This window comes from Paenibacillus sp. GCM10027630 (assembly GCF_042676305.1).
Classification (GTDB): domain Bacteria; phylum Bacillota; class Bacilli; order Paenibacillales; family NBRC-103111; genus Paenibacillus_S.
In genome coordinates this window covers 39888-54886 of record NZ_JBHTGY010000033.1, presented here as the reverse complement: position 1 = coordinate 54886, position 14999 = coordinate 39888, and the positions used below count along the sequence as shown (strand labels likewise).

Annotated in this window: 16 protein-coding genes; 1 reads left to right on the top strand and 15 read right to left on the bottom strand. The window is 40.9% G+C overall.

Translation table 11 applies throughout. The features are described 5' to 3' along the window. Positions 1–21: 21 nt before the first annotated feature. The gene (locus ACFQ0C_RS15990) at positions 22–510 is read right to left on the bottom strand and encodes an 8-oxo-dGTP diphosphatase (protein WP_379368072.1); all 489 of its coding nucleotides are present in this window, start codon (positions 508–510) and stop codon (positions 22–24) included. 223 nt (positions 511–733) lie between these two features. On the opposite strand from ACFQ0C_RS15990, the gene ACFQ0C_RS15985 reads away from it, so the two are divergent. After that, on the top strand, positions 734–1705 hold the full coding sequence (locus ACFQ0C_RS15985; RefSeq protein ID WP_379368071.1) for an alpha/beta hydrolase: 972 nt from the start codon (positions 734–736) through the stop codon (positions 1703–1705). A gap of 385 nt (positions 1706–2090) precedes the next feature. Here the strand turns inward: ACFQ0C_RS15985 and ACFQ0C_RS15980 are convergent, their stop codons facing one another. The 14 genes from ACFQ0C_RS15980 to ACFQ0C_RS15915 all read right to left on the bottom strand — a co-directional run bounded on the left by ACFQ0C_RS15980 (position 2091) and on the right by ACFQ0C_RS15915 (position 14983). Beyond that, positions 2091–2591, bottom strand: coding sequence for an NUDIX domain-containing protein (locus tag ACFQ0C_RS15980; protein WP_379368070.1), 501 nt, complete (start codon positions 2589–2591; stop codon positions 2091–2093). A 138-nt stretch (positions 2592–2729) separates the two neighbouring features. Continuing rightward, entirely contained in the window at positions 2730–2996 is a 267-nt protein-coding gene (locus ACFQ0C_RS15975) for a hypothetical protein (protein WP_379368069.1), read from the bottom strand. Positions 2997–3579: 583 nt separating this feature from the next. Next, positions 3580–4164, bottom strand: a complete 585-nt coding sequence (locus ACFQ0C_RS15970; protein WP_379368068.1) for a phosphoglycerate mutase family protein — start codon at positions 4162–4164, stop codon at positions 3580–3582. Positions 4165–4344: 180 nt separating this feature from the next. Further along, positions 4345–4647: a hypothetical protein gene (locus tag ACFQ0C_RS15965; RefSeq protein ID WP_379368067.1), complete on the bottom strand. Its 303-nt coding sequence runs from the start codon at positions 4645–4647 to the stop codon at positions 4345–4347. Positions 4648–4786: 139 nt separating this feature from the next. Continuing rightward, positions 4787–5245: a GNAT family N-acetyltransferase gene (locus ACFQ0C_RS15960; protein ID WP_379368066.1), complete on the bottom strand. Its 459-nt coding sequence runs from the start codon at positions 5243–5245 to the stop codon at positions 4787–4789. Positions 5246–5843: 598 nt separating this feature from the next. Continuing rightward, positions 5844–6272, bottom strand: a complete 429-nt coding sequence (locus tag ACFQ0C_RS15955) for an SRPBCC family protein (protein WP_379368065.1) — start codon at positions 6270–6272, stop codon at positions 5844–5846. Positions 6273–6432: 160 nt separating this feature from the next. After that, entirely contained in the window at positions 6433–6897 is a 465-nt protein-coding gene (locus tag ACFQ0C_RS15950; RefSeq protein WP_379368064.1) for a GNAT family N-acetyltransferase, read from the bottom strand. Positions 6898–7002: 105 nt separating this feature from the next. After that, positions 7003–7509: a hypothetical protein gene (locus tag ACFQ0C_RS15945; RefSeq protein ID WP_379368063.1), complete on the bottom strand. Its 507-nt coding sequence runs from the start codon at positions 7507–7509 to the stop codon at positions 7003–7005. Positions 7510–7950: 441 nt separating this feature from the next. Further along, positions 7951–8757 carry a methyltransferase domain-containing protein gene (locus tag ACFQ0C_RS15940; protein WP_379368062.1) on the bottom strand — a complete coding sequence of 269 codons (807 nt, stop codon included), beginning with the start codon at positions 8755–8757 and terminating at the stop codon, positions 7951–7953. Positions 8758–8906: 149 nt separating this feature from the next. After that, positions 8907–9455, bottom strand: coding sequence for a P-loop nucleotide/nucleoside kinase family protein (locus ACFQ0C_RS15935; protein ID WP_379368061.1), 549 nt, complete (start codon positions 9453–9455; stop codon positions 8907–8909). Then, on the bottom strand, positions 9445–11412 hold the full coding sequence (locus ACFQ0C_RS15930) for an ABC transporter substrate-binding protein (RefSeq protein ID WP_379368060.1): 1968 nt from the start codon (positions 11410–11412) through the stop codon (positions 9445–9447). The genes ACFQ0C_RS15935 and ACFQ0C_RS15930 overlap by 11 nt, the downstream gene beginning before the upstream one ends. A gap of 167 nt (positions 11413–11579) precedes the next feature. Beyond that, positions 11580–11810: a hypothetical protein gene (locus tag ACFQ0C_RS15925; RefSeq protein ID WP_379368059.1), complete on the bottom strand. Its 231-nt coding sequence runs from the start codon at positions 11808–11810 to the stop codon at positions 11580–11582. Between the two features lie 135 nt (positions 11811–11945). Continuing rightward, positions 11946–12128, bottom strand: a complete 183-nt coding sequence (locus ACFQ0C_RS15920; RefSeq protein WP_379368058.1) for a hypothetical protein — start codon at positions 12126–12128, stop codon at positions 11946–11948. 1283 nt (positions 12129–13411) lie between these two features. Continuing rightward, on the bottom strand, positions 13412–14983 hold the full coding sequence (locus ACFQ0C_RS15915; protein ID WP_379368057.1) for a SagB family peptide dehydrogenase: 1572 nt from the start codon (positions 14981–14983) through the stop codon (positions 13412–13414). Positions 14984–14999 lie beyond the last annotated feature (16 nt).

The following is a 14999-nucleotide window of genomic DNA, read 5'->3' as shown; positions in this document are numbered from 1 at the left end:
TATACCTTTTGTACATACCTTCTATGTTCCAAACAATCTAAGTTTTTGATCTAATACTGTCTTATTCTCAGCATCTCTTGTAATTTGGTGTTCAAAGGTCCCCGGCTCAAAAAACAAAGGAAATCTCCTTTTAAACCAAGACTGCATCGGTAAATCTAAAGCTTCCTTAATTGAGACCCAAACTAATTCACCTTCTGGAGGGTTCTGAAGTAGTTCTCCTTCGAAAGAGGTTGCTAAATAGTTAAAGACCATATAACGATAATTTTTTTCTGGGATAACAAATTCATACAGACCTTTATAAACAATATCGATTACACGCAGACCTGTTTCTTCCCATACTTCTCTAATTGCACCCTCACTTGTGGTTTCGGGAAAATCAACCTTTCCCCCCGGAGCAATAAATCCAGGAAAGCCTAATCTATCTGGACGATTTATTAATAATACTTTGTCCCCGTCTTGAACCATACAAATGGTATAGAGGTCAATTTTAGTAAGAGGTTCTTCTCTCATTTAATCGTCTCCCGTATAATTTCATATAATCCTTATTTTAGCATATTTTCAATTGATCAGAGACTATTTCGTGTGCATTTTCAAATGACACAAATCTCCCAACATAAAAAATAAAAAGCTTGATTCCTCAAGCTTTTTCAGCATGTCTGGCTATTTGGTTACCGAGTTAAGCCGTAATAATTCAAAGAAGGCGGAATATCAATTAGAGAGAGGTAATGGTAACATGATTTTCCCGTTTCCTGCTGAAGATTCAGCCTTCTTCGCCGCAGCCGTAAAAGCCTCCGAACAATCCGCTGCACCAAGCCAAGAAGCAAATTCAAGATTTTTCCCCGGCTTCAGACAAGGCTTCATCCGTACAAACGGCGCAGTTATAAACACGCTTGTCGGGGGCAGCGGACCTCCATTGCTATTATTGCCCGGACATCCTGAAACACATGTCGCTTGGCACAAAGTTGCAGGAACGCTTGCAAAGAGTTTTACGGTGGTGATGACGGATCTGCGGGGATACGGCGACTCCAGTAAGCCAGACGGTGGTCCGGACCATATTCATTATTCCAAAAGAGAGATGGGACTCGATCAAATCCAAGTGATGAACATGCTAGGTTTTAGGCGATTTCAAGCGGTAGGCCATGACCGCGGAGGACGGGTTCTTTTTCAGATGATGTTGGATCACCCCTATGCTGTGGAGAGAAGCGTTGTACTGGATATTGCTCCAACCACTCAAATGTACGCTCATACCAACCAGGAATTTGCCACTAAGTACTTCTGGTGGTTCTTTCAAATTCAACCGGCACCTCTGCCTGAACGCATGATTGATGCGATGCCTGAGCTCTATTTGGCGAACCATTTATCTGCTCAAAGCAGAACGCCGGGAGCGGTAACACCTGAAGCCTATGCAGAATATTTGCGTTGCTATAAGAATCCCGCCTGCATTCATTCCGTTTGTGAGGACTACCGTGCTTCGGTCACTATCGACGTCTCCATCGAGAATGAGCAAAAGGGACTCAAGGCTGCACAGCCATTCCTTGTGCTCTGGGGACAAAAGGGAACCGTTGGACAACTCTTCGACGTTCTTGGCTTATGGAGAGAACATGCAACTGATATTAGCGGTTATCCGCTACCCTGCGGTCACCTTATCCCTGAGGAGGATCCTCAGGGTCTGCTACGAGCGTTGCTTCGCTTCTTGCGTGTCTGAAGGCGTACTTATTAATAGGAATATCTGAAGAGGGGTGCTCAGAGGAATTGGCATAATCGCAAGATGGGCATGCACCCATTCTTCCTTATTCTGTGCTCGAAATGGCATTTCGTAGAAAATCATCCCCAAGGCATACAAATCGTTGCGCTTTTCAGCAGTACGGTTGATGCAAACTTGTTTTCTAACTGAATTCGAACCCCTGCCGGCTATAAATTTCCAATAATCGCATCTTGTTTGTAATAGGTATAAACTAAGTCCCTTAGTGTTGTGACTATTTGTAGAAAACATGAAGTATTAATTGAAGCCGCATTCATCAACTTCCTTAGTTCTATCCCCTCCGTTGGCCAAATGTTGTCCAATCCTCCCCCGTAACCTGTGCTGATTACTATTCCAATATTAGTATTCCATCGAATTTTTTAAAGTCTTTAAATACTCTTTCGTGATGCTTTGCAAAAAGTTCACTTGAAGCTTCTGGTAGATTATCTAACGGATAAAACTTAGCATCTACGCTTTCATTTGTCTCTTTTTCAAGTGTTCCCGTCCACTCATCCACTAGAAATAAATATTCTATTATATGATGCTCGTTTCCCCAACGGTCCGTAAATGTTTGCGTTGTTGGAGATGAATAAATAGCAATTAATGTTGCTTTAAGAACATCAAGCCCTGTTTCTTCTTTAACTTCACGCTTCATCGCTTCAAATACTGACTCGTTTAGTTCCATCGCTCCTGCAGGCATGCCCCACTTTTTATCACCACTACGCTTTATAAACAAAGCACGACCTTCATCATCAAGTAAGATTGCCCGTACTGAGTTTACGATTATCTTTTGTGAGCCAAGGACTTTGCGAAGATTACCTATATAAGAATCGTGCCACCCATTACCCATTTTTCTCACCCTCTGGATTATTTTGGATGAAATTATAATAATACTTAAATCCTATTAATTAAATAGTTTAATTTATATGAATTCGTTCTAATGGAAGCAGTTAGATTGATGAATCGAATCTGAAATAACAAAAAACGATCACATTTGTGAACGAAGTTCTAATTTTTGAGAACACCATGTATTGTGATTAAGTGAATGCCTAGGATACTTTTTTTTACCTTGTTCAAAACGAGAGTGAGTTATGGGACTGATTAAAGCGCCAGCACCAAAATGATGCAAATGCTTCAACCTTCTCAAAGTAGCACTTTGGAACAATTCTATTTCAAAAGATACCACAGGAGTCTCGATCTGATACAGTGGTTCCCAAATAATATCGCCTGTAAATGTTTGTTGTACTTGCTTCATATAAATTGTTGTCCTCCATACATGTTGAGTGGTTATAAAAACTTAAGAGCACTAATTACAGCGCACACGACTTTATTCGAATTTATTCGACTCGAAGCCATTGTCTGCTCCCAAAAACCTGCATTTATACAGTCTTTGGCCGGTATATCCGAAGTCTCGTTGAATTCATGCAAATGTACATTTATTTTTTCATTCTTAGCTGAATCGGAGCGTTTTCCATGAAAATGGATGTACTTTTGCAGGTTTGTTCTCTCTACAGCAATTCCGGTAGGAAAATAACTGCGTTTTTGCAGGATTTTGTCAGGACTTATGGTCGGAGGAGGGTCAAGTACTGATTTTGAGGTTGAGCCATATAAATCATATAATAAATTGTTTAAAATTAACTAATCTGCACATCCCCCAGAAAGACAACTATCCCGCTCCAGAATGTAACATCTGGCTTTTTCAATCCTTCAAGATGTAATACAACTACCCTCCTCCTCCTCTGTTTCTCCTATCTCTGAAATAAACTAAGATAAAATCCTGTGAATTCATGAGCTAAAGTAAGTATCACTAATCATTCGAGGGAGCGAAACGAATTCTGCTATATCTCCAACTTATACCAGCCGGCTTCTCCTAAGAAATCGGATCTCGACAACCCGTTCTCACCTAATAAGAGACGGTAGTTCGTTATAGTTCCATCATGAGCAATTATAAAGACTTTCTTTGTGCACAATGTTTTGATCCAATTAATTAATCCCAATCCAAGCGGCTCAAAAGCTGATTCAGTGAGGGTATTAATTCCAGTGTTCCATAATTCCTGGTTATCCTTTTCTAGTACGATAAAGTCACTATGATCGCTTATTATTTTATCAAGGGAATAGTTGATATCACATTTAGACACATAGGCTTCTGGGTTTTGTGGTATTGGAAACATTCGCGGTCCAACTAGTGGACTCACATATTTTTTAGTTACCAGCAGGTCACTCGTAATAATGTTTGTGGTCTCAATTGTTCTTACAGTAGGGCTAGTAATATACACACTATCCTCACTAAAAGAGAATACTGACTTCAGACTAGCCACCTGATCACGACCTCTTTCAGTCAAGCGAGGGTTTTCGGTATTTAGTCTGTTTGGGATATCTGTATTATGTACTCCTTGTCCATGGCGAATAAAAATAATCTCCAATATTGTACACCCCCACTGTTATGAATTATTTAACAGTATCACGAGATTACATTAATATCCATATTTGCCGTGGGTCTTCTCAATATCCTCTGTTCCAAAGATAAACGCCACCTTTGCAGGGAGGCTCGAATCACCGATTTAGTATCCGTTGAGCTTTCGTGTTTCGTTAGTTGAATGTGATTATTTTTTTTCAGTTTCCACAGTAAAACCCTGAATATTTCCGAGATTTACAACTTCCTGTTTCGTCATTCCTTTAGTATCGAGAATTAATTCTCCTTTTACCTGATAGTAAGCATTGGGGTTTAACAACTGGTCTACGGGGAAGACGGTATTACCCGATATTACGTGCGAGTGAAGCGAGTCAGGTAGCTTCATTTTTACAACGTTAACATAGTTTTTTTCTGTACTATCATTCCAAATAGTTGCCGTAAAAGACAGCTTTTGCTTATCAAGATTTGTTGTATTCTCATCCACTGCACCCATTACACTATTCCAACTGCTAATGACAACACCTTATGCTGAATATCAGGTGACCATTTATGGTTTTGAAGCCACAATGCCCCGACAACTACTATCAGAAACACAATAATCTTATGTGGCATAAATTGCCCCTCCTCTGTTGTTATTCAATTTCATCTAACTGAAGAAGGTGGCTGTCATTTTCCGAATCGAGCTTAACCGAAAAACCAATAGAGAGATAAAATACATCGGCAATAGGGTTATCAGTCCTTAATACAAGCATTTTATATTTTTTTCTAGCTTCTGTAATAACTGAATCCATTAATGTTCGCCCAATCCCAAGTCGACGTACTCTTGGTGAGATATAAAGCCAACGAACACGACCAACTTCTTTGCTTTTAACATAGGGGTCTCGATTCAATCCACAAACTCCTACAATTTCGTTGTTCTGATAAGCAATAAAGAGTGCTTCCCCTTCTTTATCGAATTTATTTGCTCCAGTTTCATAGTCGTTTACTAGCCGTTTGATATGACGAAATCCTTCACTTGCACTTTCTTCAACCAAAAGTATTAATTTATGGGTATCTAGATGATTAACTTTTTGGATAATAATTTCATTCACTTAAACCCATCTCCTCAAAATTTTTTCAAATTCACTTCTACAACTGGTTAAATTATCCTGCCCACTTTAATAAACAAAAAGAGAGCTGCTGCGAAGCAAGCCCCTCAACCTCGTAGCAACTCTTTGTGAAGCATAAGTGGATTATCATTTAACAAATAGTTAATTAGCTTTTTTCCGTAGATCGTCATTATTTCTGCCCAGGTAGCCTATAATCTTCTTTAACAACTACAGGCTCGAGGAAATTCCGATGTGAAATTGGTGCCTGCATATTAAATTTTGATGCTAAAAACGAGAGGATATTTCTTGTTTACTCTTTGAGATACCACCTTTATAGAGTAAGTACATTCCTTACTTATAATACAGTACATTTGTTCGCATGTAAATATTTACCTATTTAGTTAAGCTGCCCTTTACTTAAATAATAAAGAAAAGAGGAACTGCACAGCTGCAGATCCTCAACTAAAGCAAAGCCCATTTCTTAGGCTATACAGGAATGTTTAACGTGATGACAAGGGCGTAAAGATGGGGTTGATTACTTCGTCGTACTTACCCAATACTTCCGAAATCAGTTGTCGACCCATCCGTGTTTTCAATGGTTCTAAAACTTTCGTTTATGATACGGAATACCCTCCCCTTCTTCGCAATACTGTTTTAGACTATACAAAAAAATAGCCCAGTTATAATTACATATACGATAAAATGCGGACACTTCCTTCCAATTCATCTGACGAAAAATGATTGAAGTTTTCCCGTTTTTTTCCTCCAAATCAAAAGAAATAGTCGTACCTATCCATTCTGGATCTGAATCCACACACTGCCACAGGATCCTTTTATCGGTAACAAGCTCATCAATTCGCATCTTTGTTAAGCCTTTGCCGCCGAATAAGAATTCATTTATACAACCGATCTGATCATTGACTACTAGTTCATTTGTCCATACTTCTGAAAGTCCTTTTGCAGTGGTTAAAGCTTCATATACCGTTGAAGCCGGAACATTTACAGTCTGCATGTGCTCGATATTTGCCATCGTGCTCGTCTCCCTTTTTTTAAGGATTTATTTTTAATACATTAAGAATTTTCAAATCTTCTTTGATTTTATCATGCTATAGTTGATGTGATTTCTTCTCGATTGCTATGTAGTTCTTGATAAATCTATTGCCTTCGTGTAGCTTAGAGATTATATATGTTTAATAGTCATTTAAAACCGCTACCATATTTTCAGTATTTTGTGAGAAGCCATGTCTTTGATAAAAGTTAACGCTTTTATTACTTGGCCAAACAATAAGTAGCTCTAGATTTTCATCTTTTGCATTCAATTTTGCCATTTCAAGAATCTCTCCACAAATTCCTTTATTTCGATGCTCTGGAAGGGTATACACGTTTGTAACATATCCTAAAGGAGATATTTTTTTACCGGGTCGAGGAACTACATCCACTTGTTGAATAAAAACATGAGACAGTATTTCACCATCTCTTTCAGATAGCCAAATAGTCCACCGGTGGTCATCTAATGCCGATTTTAGAAACTCCCCATATACTTCTAAAAATTCCTTATACACTTGAGGTTGCACATCCTCATGTTCTAAAGTAAATTGCCAACGCATGTTGATTAATTGTGGAATGTCATCAAGACGAGCTGTACGTATATTCACCTTCTCACTCCCTTAATCATTAAAATTGTTATTAATACTTTGTTTCATTTTACCTCCTTTTTGCTGGTCATTAGGCTAACGTTTCCTATTAGTATTTAACAATTTCTATTCTGCAAATTCAATACTTGCAATATTGGTTTTAAGTTCATAGTCTTTTGTTTTCTCTCCTTCACCGATTGAAAATTTAGCTATAGCTGAAACTTCATAATAGCCAGGTTTATCAAGTTTATATTTATACTGTTCGGTGATTTCACCTTGTCCTGGCATAGTTCGACTTATTCCTACCATTGGCATAACAAATGTGTTAATACGCTTACCATTACTGTCTTTAATAGAGAAGTAAAATACACCTGCTGCATGCCGCATGTTTAAATCAACATCAATTATATTCTTTAGAGTAGCCTCAATCGTAAATTCTTCATTTGATTTTAATTGGACAGGGGCGAACATAGTAACTGAAAATGGTACATTTTTATAAAGCGGTGCGTTCATTGTAACAGCTGGGTCAGTGGGAGCAGAACGTTTTACTGTAATTGTGTTTTCAGAAGGAGAGGATTTACTACATGCAATTAATACAATTAAAACGAAAATAGAAATTGTTAATTTATTCATACAGACACCTCCAAAAAATAAACGTGAAAATGTGGAGGTTTGTTACCGAGTGAACTAAATATTGTTAAAATTATGGATAACTGCCCGTCCCTCACAACGCAGCTGCCGATCTTATCCTTACTCGAATCTTGCGAATTTCATCTGCGGAAAGCAGGGTGGATCCATTAAGTCAAGAAGCAATTGCTATGGATTGTAGACTCCGCCACTTTTCATTCTCTCCTTTAATACAAAGGCCAGTTGCAAGCATAATAGTAATGGTGGCAATATTGGTACCATTTCGTTCATATTCTTTTATTACATGTTCAAACCATGACAAAGGTGCACTCATATGCTGAAATTCTCAACCATTATAAAATAGGCTCTCTCGTCCAAAATTTACAAAGTCACCTATGTAGCAAAGATCAATGTCGCTATGATCGCTATCCTTTCCTCCCACTGAAGCTACCTCGCCCTTCCGATCATTAAAGCATGATAGTTCACGACCCTTAGACCTCTTGGAGTGGTATGCTGAAGAAATATTTCCTCAACCTGTTTCAGGCATTCCTGCCAGACAATTTTCTTCAATGCTTCCTTCTGGCCAAAGCATTTCTTGATCAGGACATCCTCAGGTCTCGACAGATATTCAATCTCTTCATATATCTGTAATTCAACTTTTTCTAGATTGCTTTCGGACAGTTGGCGTTCAAACTTGGCTTTAATATCGTCTAGGTAACTGCCCGGAAATGGATAATATAACCCTGGGAAAAGGTTTCGAAGCCCGCCGTCTGTTCCGCAGTGATACAATCCCAGCACTATGCCGCCGGGTTTAATAACCCTATGGCCTTCTTCAATTCCCTTGTGGAATAGCCACGGCCCCTTTTTCGTGTAAACGACGTCAAAAGAGTCGTCAGGAAACGGCAATCGTTTGTCGGCATCAACGACAAAAAATGTTACGGATTCGCCTGTACCCTCTATTGCTGAGGCTATGTATTCCTCATTGATGTCAATCCCCACGACTTCTTTTGCTTTGTGAGCAAACGTCTTCGTGAATTCACCGTGGCCGCAGCCAACGTCCAATACCCGTACGTTCTCCTTGAGGTAGGCCGCAATTTTGTCCGCAAAGATTACTTCGGCTCGCGGTTCATCGAACACCGAGTTCCATGGATACTTATACCTTCCGGTTTCAGACGCCAAATTCGCGTGCCACTCTGCAGTCTGAGGCGGAATCCAATCAGGATGTTTCATTGGGTCGAATAATAATTTCGGCATGCTTACAACCCTTTCCTAAAAAAAATTCTATTTTCTAATTATACTGTATATACTGTAGGTCATGTAAGCAGTTTCATTTTGCATTATTCTACCCGTGACTCCATTAAACAAAAAGAAGAGCTGCCACTAAGGCAGACTCCTCAACTATATTAGAGTAATCCATTATTTTGCTCCATGATAAAAGCTTCGGCTTGATCAACAAGTGATTTTATTTCCTCAACCGTATCCAGAATCAATTCTCCTTCAAGATGCTCCGTCTTTAAATTCTTATAATATTCTTTGAGTTCGGATAAGTTAGTAATCAACTGATTAGGCAGAGGATTTACACTTCGGTCAGCTAGTCTCTCAGACCAAATGGTCTCATTGCTACAGGTACATAGGAATGTTACTAATTCCCCGCCTCTTTCCTCAACCCAGGTCTTTAAACTCCGTACGCCATCGGTATTATTCAACCCAAAATCAAGTATAATCGTGGCATCAGAATCAAGAACCGTTTGTAAGAAACGATACAGAAATTCGAAACATATTTTGTTTCTCAAATCATGTTCGGGAACAATACCAGCAACTGAATCGTAAATATCGTCCTTATGTAATACAGGTAGTTTGAGTCTTTTACCAAGCTCGTTTGACAAGGTTGATTTACCAGTCCCAGACTTACCCCTAAATAAGATGATTTTAGACATATTGTTATTTGACATCGAAATACTCCATCAATTCATCCAACAGCAAGTTGGCTGCTTTGTACCCACCGGCGGAGTTCCAAATACCTTCATCTACCTTAATCACTTTATTGGCTTTCGTTACGTTTAAGTTTTTAAATAAAGGATCATTCAACCATTCTTTTACCACCTTTGCTGCATCCGTCTTCCCTTTCGTTTCCGAAACGAAGTAGAACAGGACATCTCCATCCATTTTAGTGATACTTTCTTTATTCAAAATTTCAATGAAAGAGTCCTTGTCTTGCGACTCGGGACGTGCGATGCCCAATTGGCCCAGCAGCACACCGGCAAATGTCTGTTTCTGGTAGACACGCACTTGCGCCGCCGAGAAACGAACCAGCGAAACTTTCGTTGCCGCCTTGCTGCCAAGCTTAGCTTTTACTTCCGCTACACGCTTGTCGAAAGCAGCCATCACTTTCTCGCCTTCATCTTTCTTATTTACCGCCTCTGAGTACAGCTTGAAATTGACTTTCCAATCCCCAACCAAGTCAGCCGCGAACACCGTAGGAGCAATTTGCTTCAGTTGATCATAAATTTTCTCCTGCCTCGCTTTGTTCCCGATAATCAAATCCGGTTTCAAGGTGGCAATCAGTTCAAGATTAGGTTGCAATTCATCTCCGACGACAGTTACATTCTGCATATCGTTCTTGATATGGTCGTACCATGGTTCGCCAATCCAGGACATAACGGCTCCCAACGGTTTAACACCGACTGCGAGCAGCGCTTCCGTCCCCTCATTGGTCAAGATAACGACTCGGGATGGCGTACCTTTGATCGTCGTTTCACCCATCGCGTGTTTAATGACTCGCGGGGCATCGGCTTCCTTATTCGCAGAGGATGGAGATACATTGATGGTAGGGACCGGCGTCACTCCATTCGTCATTGTCGGCGTTGCCGTTGACCCGGTTGAACAAGCGCTGAGCAATAATGTGAAACAGATGGCGACCATCGCAGTCATCCATGTTCTTGACTTCTTATACATCTGTGAATCTCCCTCTTCCAAGTAGTGATAATGGTTCTCATAACCATTATTACTATAGCGTCTAAGCCCACTCGCCACAATGGGATATTCCGACAGCGGGAATGGATTATTTCGACGCCATTCCCGGGCATTTAACTCTTTGAATCTTTTGGGAGAGACGCCCTCTTGCTTCTTGAAAATCCGGCTGAAATAGTAACTATCCGCGTACCCGACACTCTCAGAGATCTCTTTTAGCGTTTTATCCGTATAGACGAGAAGCGCCTTAGCCTTGTTCACCCGAAGTTGAATCAAATACACGATCGGGCTTGTATCCATTTGATTCTTAAACAAACGGAGCAGCTGTCTGGACGTACATTCCAGCGTGTCCGCCAATGCTTCCAGCGTCAACGTTTCCTGATAATGCTCCTGCATATAATAAACAGCTTGTCTGACGAGATCGGGACGAATGACGTCGACCCCTTGTTCGTGCAGCTGCTCTACCAGTTCATAAAGCAAGTGATAGAATAGTGTTTTTACTTTGAGTTTATCGAGCGGACTTGGTGCCTGCCATATTTGATACATATGCTCCAGCTTCTGCAGCCAAGATATCGGAAACTTAGGAGCTAAACTATAGCACAACTGGAACGGATTCTCGCGCTCCATCAGACTGACCAATTCATATCGGCTCGGAAACGGCAATGTTGCCTTATATAGCACCATAAAATATTCCAGTTGCTCGATAGCCGCAATATCAAGGCTAAGCCCTTTCCCCACGTGTAGAACATGGAATCGTTGCATGAGGCTTTCGATTCCATCTAGGTGCAACTGGGCACTACCTCTAGTGACATACAGGAAAGCGCTTGTCGGCACGCGATATCCGCGCATCACTTCACCAGGCTCCAGCAGCATGAGACGAACGTCCATCACTCTGATGAGAACATGATTCCACAATACGATATGGTCACTAATTCTCATAAATCGGTCATCCCTTTCTTTCCTATCTATTAAACTATCATAATTGAAAATAATTCTCATTATCATTAGGGGCTCGGATCAGGCTGCCGCGGCACTTGCTCTGGTAACTTATTCAACTATAGTTCCTATTAATTGCCTCTTGGGATTTCTGATGAATATCCTCTTTATTATTTACTTGGAGTATTTGCAATGATTTGCTTAACGAATAATACATCCGTTCCCTGTGGTGTGTCCATAGTAATGTCGTAGGTGATACCTCCGGGTTTGCTCATCACCACCTTCATTTCTTTGTCTTTCGTGCTGACCTCGGTAATGACCCTGTCCGAATCTATTACGATGTTCTTCTCGCCGATTGTAGCTTTATTTTGCAGTATATCTACTTCATCTGAACTTATCAAATTGGAACAATTGACTAATGCAACAGTCAGAGGATTGCTTAACCACGGTTAATGTCCCTCGTTATACTGTTTGAAAACGATCTCTGGCAAGGGTTCGGATTTTCCTTGGCGGTAGTAAGGAATTTCCGTAAGCGGTTAGGTCAATTGGTTTTCACCCAGTGCATACAGTATTTTTCTATCCGTCTTTGGTGTAGGCACTGTGGTTGGTTTTGCCGCTTCAAATTCCGCCTTTAAGTCGAAAGGCTGACCTTTTGTGTCCATAAAAGAATCATTATGCTCGTAAAAGAAGTAATTATAGGAAAATCTGGACGCTAGCACAATTTCACTCTTTGAGGGAATAGCGAATTGAGCAAAATTTACTAGGAAAGTGGAACCTTTTTTCAGCTTGTCTTGGAGACTGCCTGCAGTACTCAATGGTTCATCTACAATTAAATGCAGTGTTTGATCAATGTAATCGTAATCGACTGGGTTATTGACTGGATTTACGTTTTATTTCACCTTTAGGTCAATAGATTGAACATTACCATTCGAGATTTGGATATCTGTAATTGTACCAAGTATACGCTGGATTCGACTCACCTGTTCCCAATCACTAGAAAGAGAAGAACGCTTCGGGGCTGCCTCTCCGGTTTTGGGTGGCTCAGGCTGGCCTACAGATTCCTGAAAGCTAGCAGGTTGGGAGCTTACGGGTGGCGATTGAACTTCTACTTTTCGTTGCTCCGTACATGCCGATAACATCAAGGTTATGAAAACTGCAGTAAACAGATTCACGCTTTTCTTTATACTAGACTTTGAGAAAGGGTTCATGGGTTCGCATCCTAAAGATGTATTTATAGATTTAGACGAATGCTGTATTTCAGTAGTTGCTTTAGGGCGAGAGAACCTCAAAAAATATTCTGCTATAAAAACGGACCAACCTCAAAATCAGTACTTGACCCTCCACGACCACTAGTCCTCGCAAATTCCTGCAAACATGCAGTTATTTTCCTACCGGAATTGAGGTAGTGAGAACAAACCTGCAAAAGTACATCCATTTTCATGGAAAACGCTCCGCTTCAGCTAAGAATGGAAAAATAAATGCACATTTGCATGAATTCTATGAGACTTCGGAAATACTGGCTAAAGGCTGTATAAATGCAGTTTTTTGGGGAGCAGGCAGTGGCTTCAAGTCGAATAAATTCGAATAAAGTTGTGTGCGCTGTCATTATCGTTCTTAAGTTTTTCCAGGGCTAGGCTGGACAAGGAGACGGAATCGAATGACTTCGTCAAGCGCTGATTTCGGTTTTGAGCCATAAAAACTATCAATGTTTTTTCGCATAACTGCCCGTCTAGCACAAAAAGCTGCACGCGGCAGCCTCAAAGAGTCTATTCAAGTCGGTTGATTGTCTTGTTTCTATCGGATACTACACTGAACCGAATAACCCATTGCAGTCTTCAAAAACCATCAATAGCTGTTTAAGCACTTCCAAGTGTATAAGGAAGTGCTTAAACAGCTATTGATTCTTCAGCTTTCTCCATCTGCTAACTGGCATATTTATACTTTATTAAGTCTCCCATAGCCTAAAGAACGCCCATTACCATTGCTCTTATCTTCCCTTCTTCTAGCTATGCAAGCCCCCTTCCAGACGAGGGCGCTGACGATAGTGGCCAATCGGAATTTGGATAAGACTGGTTTTTCCTTGTGGAGCCAAATTATAAATTTCATCACAAATACTTGGATTAAATCCGAGCAGAGGCCGCCCTCCCATTCCGACAGCAGATGCCGCTAGCAGTAAGCGATGTACAAGCATCCCCGCTTCCATCTGTTGAATACGGTATCCTCTATACCCTATCAACGATTTGAGATGGTCCTTGTCACCAACCACATGCAAACATAGTGGTACTTGAAATAGATTAACATTATCCATGGACATTCCCTGTTGCAACCATACCCGATGATCTCCGGGAAGTACTCGGCGCAATAAATGAGCTGAGCTGTCATAGCGGTAAGCGCCGTCCGGTATACCTTCAACGTTACTCAAACAACAGTACAGGAATATACGAGACACATTTTCAAGAGGTCCCTTTAAATCATTGTGATATGAGAAGGAAGACGCAGCCTCTTGCAGCAAAGCGGCCACATTCGTTTGCGTCACCCTGTTCAATACGAAATCCGACTCAGGCGAATACCGCTTTCGGCAAATCGAAGCCAGATCATACGATAACCGCTCAACACGGGGCATATATATCGCCTGTATCCCTCTATCAACATGCTTCAATGCCCTGACGTGACGAAAAGCTCCAGTTGAATTTTGCATGGATGCTTCATTCATCTTGGTCAGCATCGGGAACTCCTTGATTTTTTGTGACCGCACATAGTGTTCATGCCGAATGACCGGTAGTTCCCTGCACAAATTATCCGCAGAAATATCCTCTTCTCCATAAATTCCATTATTATTCCAGATTGTGGGCTCCATCGAGAGCGGAATCACCGCATACACACTCTCCTCCCGATCGGATATCCCGAGCAGATGGTTGACCGCACGATCAAGAAACTGGAAATACACATCTGATTCGTAACCGAACCGTTTCGTTACTTCAAGTAACTGCCCGATCAGTACACCCGTATCTAGACCCTGCAGACGAAAAGCAAAGTTATTGTATTTATAAAAATTTTTCCAAAACATAACCGACACAAATACAATACCAAAACTTGCCGACACATCGTATCGGTTGCCGAGAGCCTGGTTCATATAGGAATCGAAATTTCCTTTGCGAAGTAATACCAAACGATGGTGCGCCGCATCATAATGGTAAACTCCGACAGGAACATCCTTTGTCTTCAAATATATATACAGTTCATTCGGGTACAACCCGCCACCTGATGGAATGAAACGCCGGTATATTTGTAACGGGCGCTCTGATTCATTTATGACATTTGCTGCTGGGTATTGGCTTAATTGAGTGAGACCATATACATGCCAGAGGAAATGACCGATTGTTGTCAGATCAGGATTGGCGGGCGACTCATGTCCAATAAGCGTTAGAGGTACTTCCGAGGACAAAGGAATGGCCGGCAAGTTGCGATAGAGCTTATAGCTAAGTGGCGCGTCCTCCCAATCAATTTCCTTAACCGGCTGACTCGACTCAGAGGTATCCGCATGGAGATTTTGCAGAAATTTTTCCAGACTCATCCTACTCCCTCCTCAG

Bases quoted from the DNA above. Each gene is read 5' to 3' on its own strand.
- ACFQ0C_RS15945 (WP_379368063.1), bottom strand. From the start codon at position 7,509: ATGAATAAATTAACAATTTCTATTTTCGTTTTAATTGTATTAATTGCA.
- ACFQ0C_RS15955 (WP_379368065.1), bottom strand. From the start codon at position 6,272: ATGGCAAATATCGAGCACATGCAGACTGTAAATGTTCCGGCTTCAACG.
- ACFQ0C_RS15985 (WP_379368071.1), top strand. From the start codon at position 734: ATGATTTTCCCGTTTCCTGCTGAAGATTCAGCCTTCTTCGCCGCAGCC.
- ACFQ0C_RS15980 (WP_379368070.1), bottom strand. From the start codon at position 2,591: ATGGGTAATGGGTGGCACGATTCTTATATAGGTAATCTTCGCAAAGTC.
- ACFQ0C_RS15990 (WP_379368072.1), bottom strand. From the start codon at position 510: ATGAGAGAAGAACCTCTTACTAAAATTGACCTCTATACCATTTGTATG.
- ACFQ0C_RS15935 (WP_379368061.1), bottom strand. From the start codon at position 9,455: ATGTCAAATAACAATATGTCTAAAATCATCTTATTTAGGGGTAAGTCT.
- ACFQ0C_RS15915 (WP_379368057.1), bottom strand. From the start codon at position 14,983: ATGAGTCTGGAAAAATTTCTGCAAAATCTCCATGCGGATACCTCTGAG.
- ACFQ0C_RS15940 (WP_379368062.1), bottom strand. From the start codon at position 8,757: ATGCCGAAATTATTATTCGACCCAATGAAACATCCTGATTGGATTCCG.
- ACFQ0C_RS15965 (WP_379368067.1), bottom strand. From the start codon at position 4,647: ATGGGTGCAGTGGATGAGAATACAACAAATCTTGATAAGCAAAAGCTG.
- ACFQ0C_RS15930 (WP_379368060.1), bottom strand. From the start codon at position 11,412: ATGAGAATTAGTGACCATATCGTATTGTGGAATCATGTTCTCATCAGA.
- ACFQ0C_RS15975 (WP_379368069.1), bottom strand. From the start codon at position 2,996: ATGAAGCAAGTACAACAAACATTTACAGGCGATATTATTTGGGAACCA.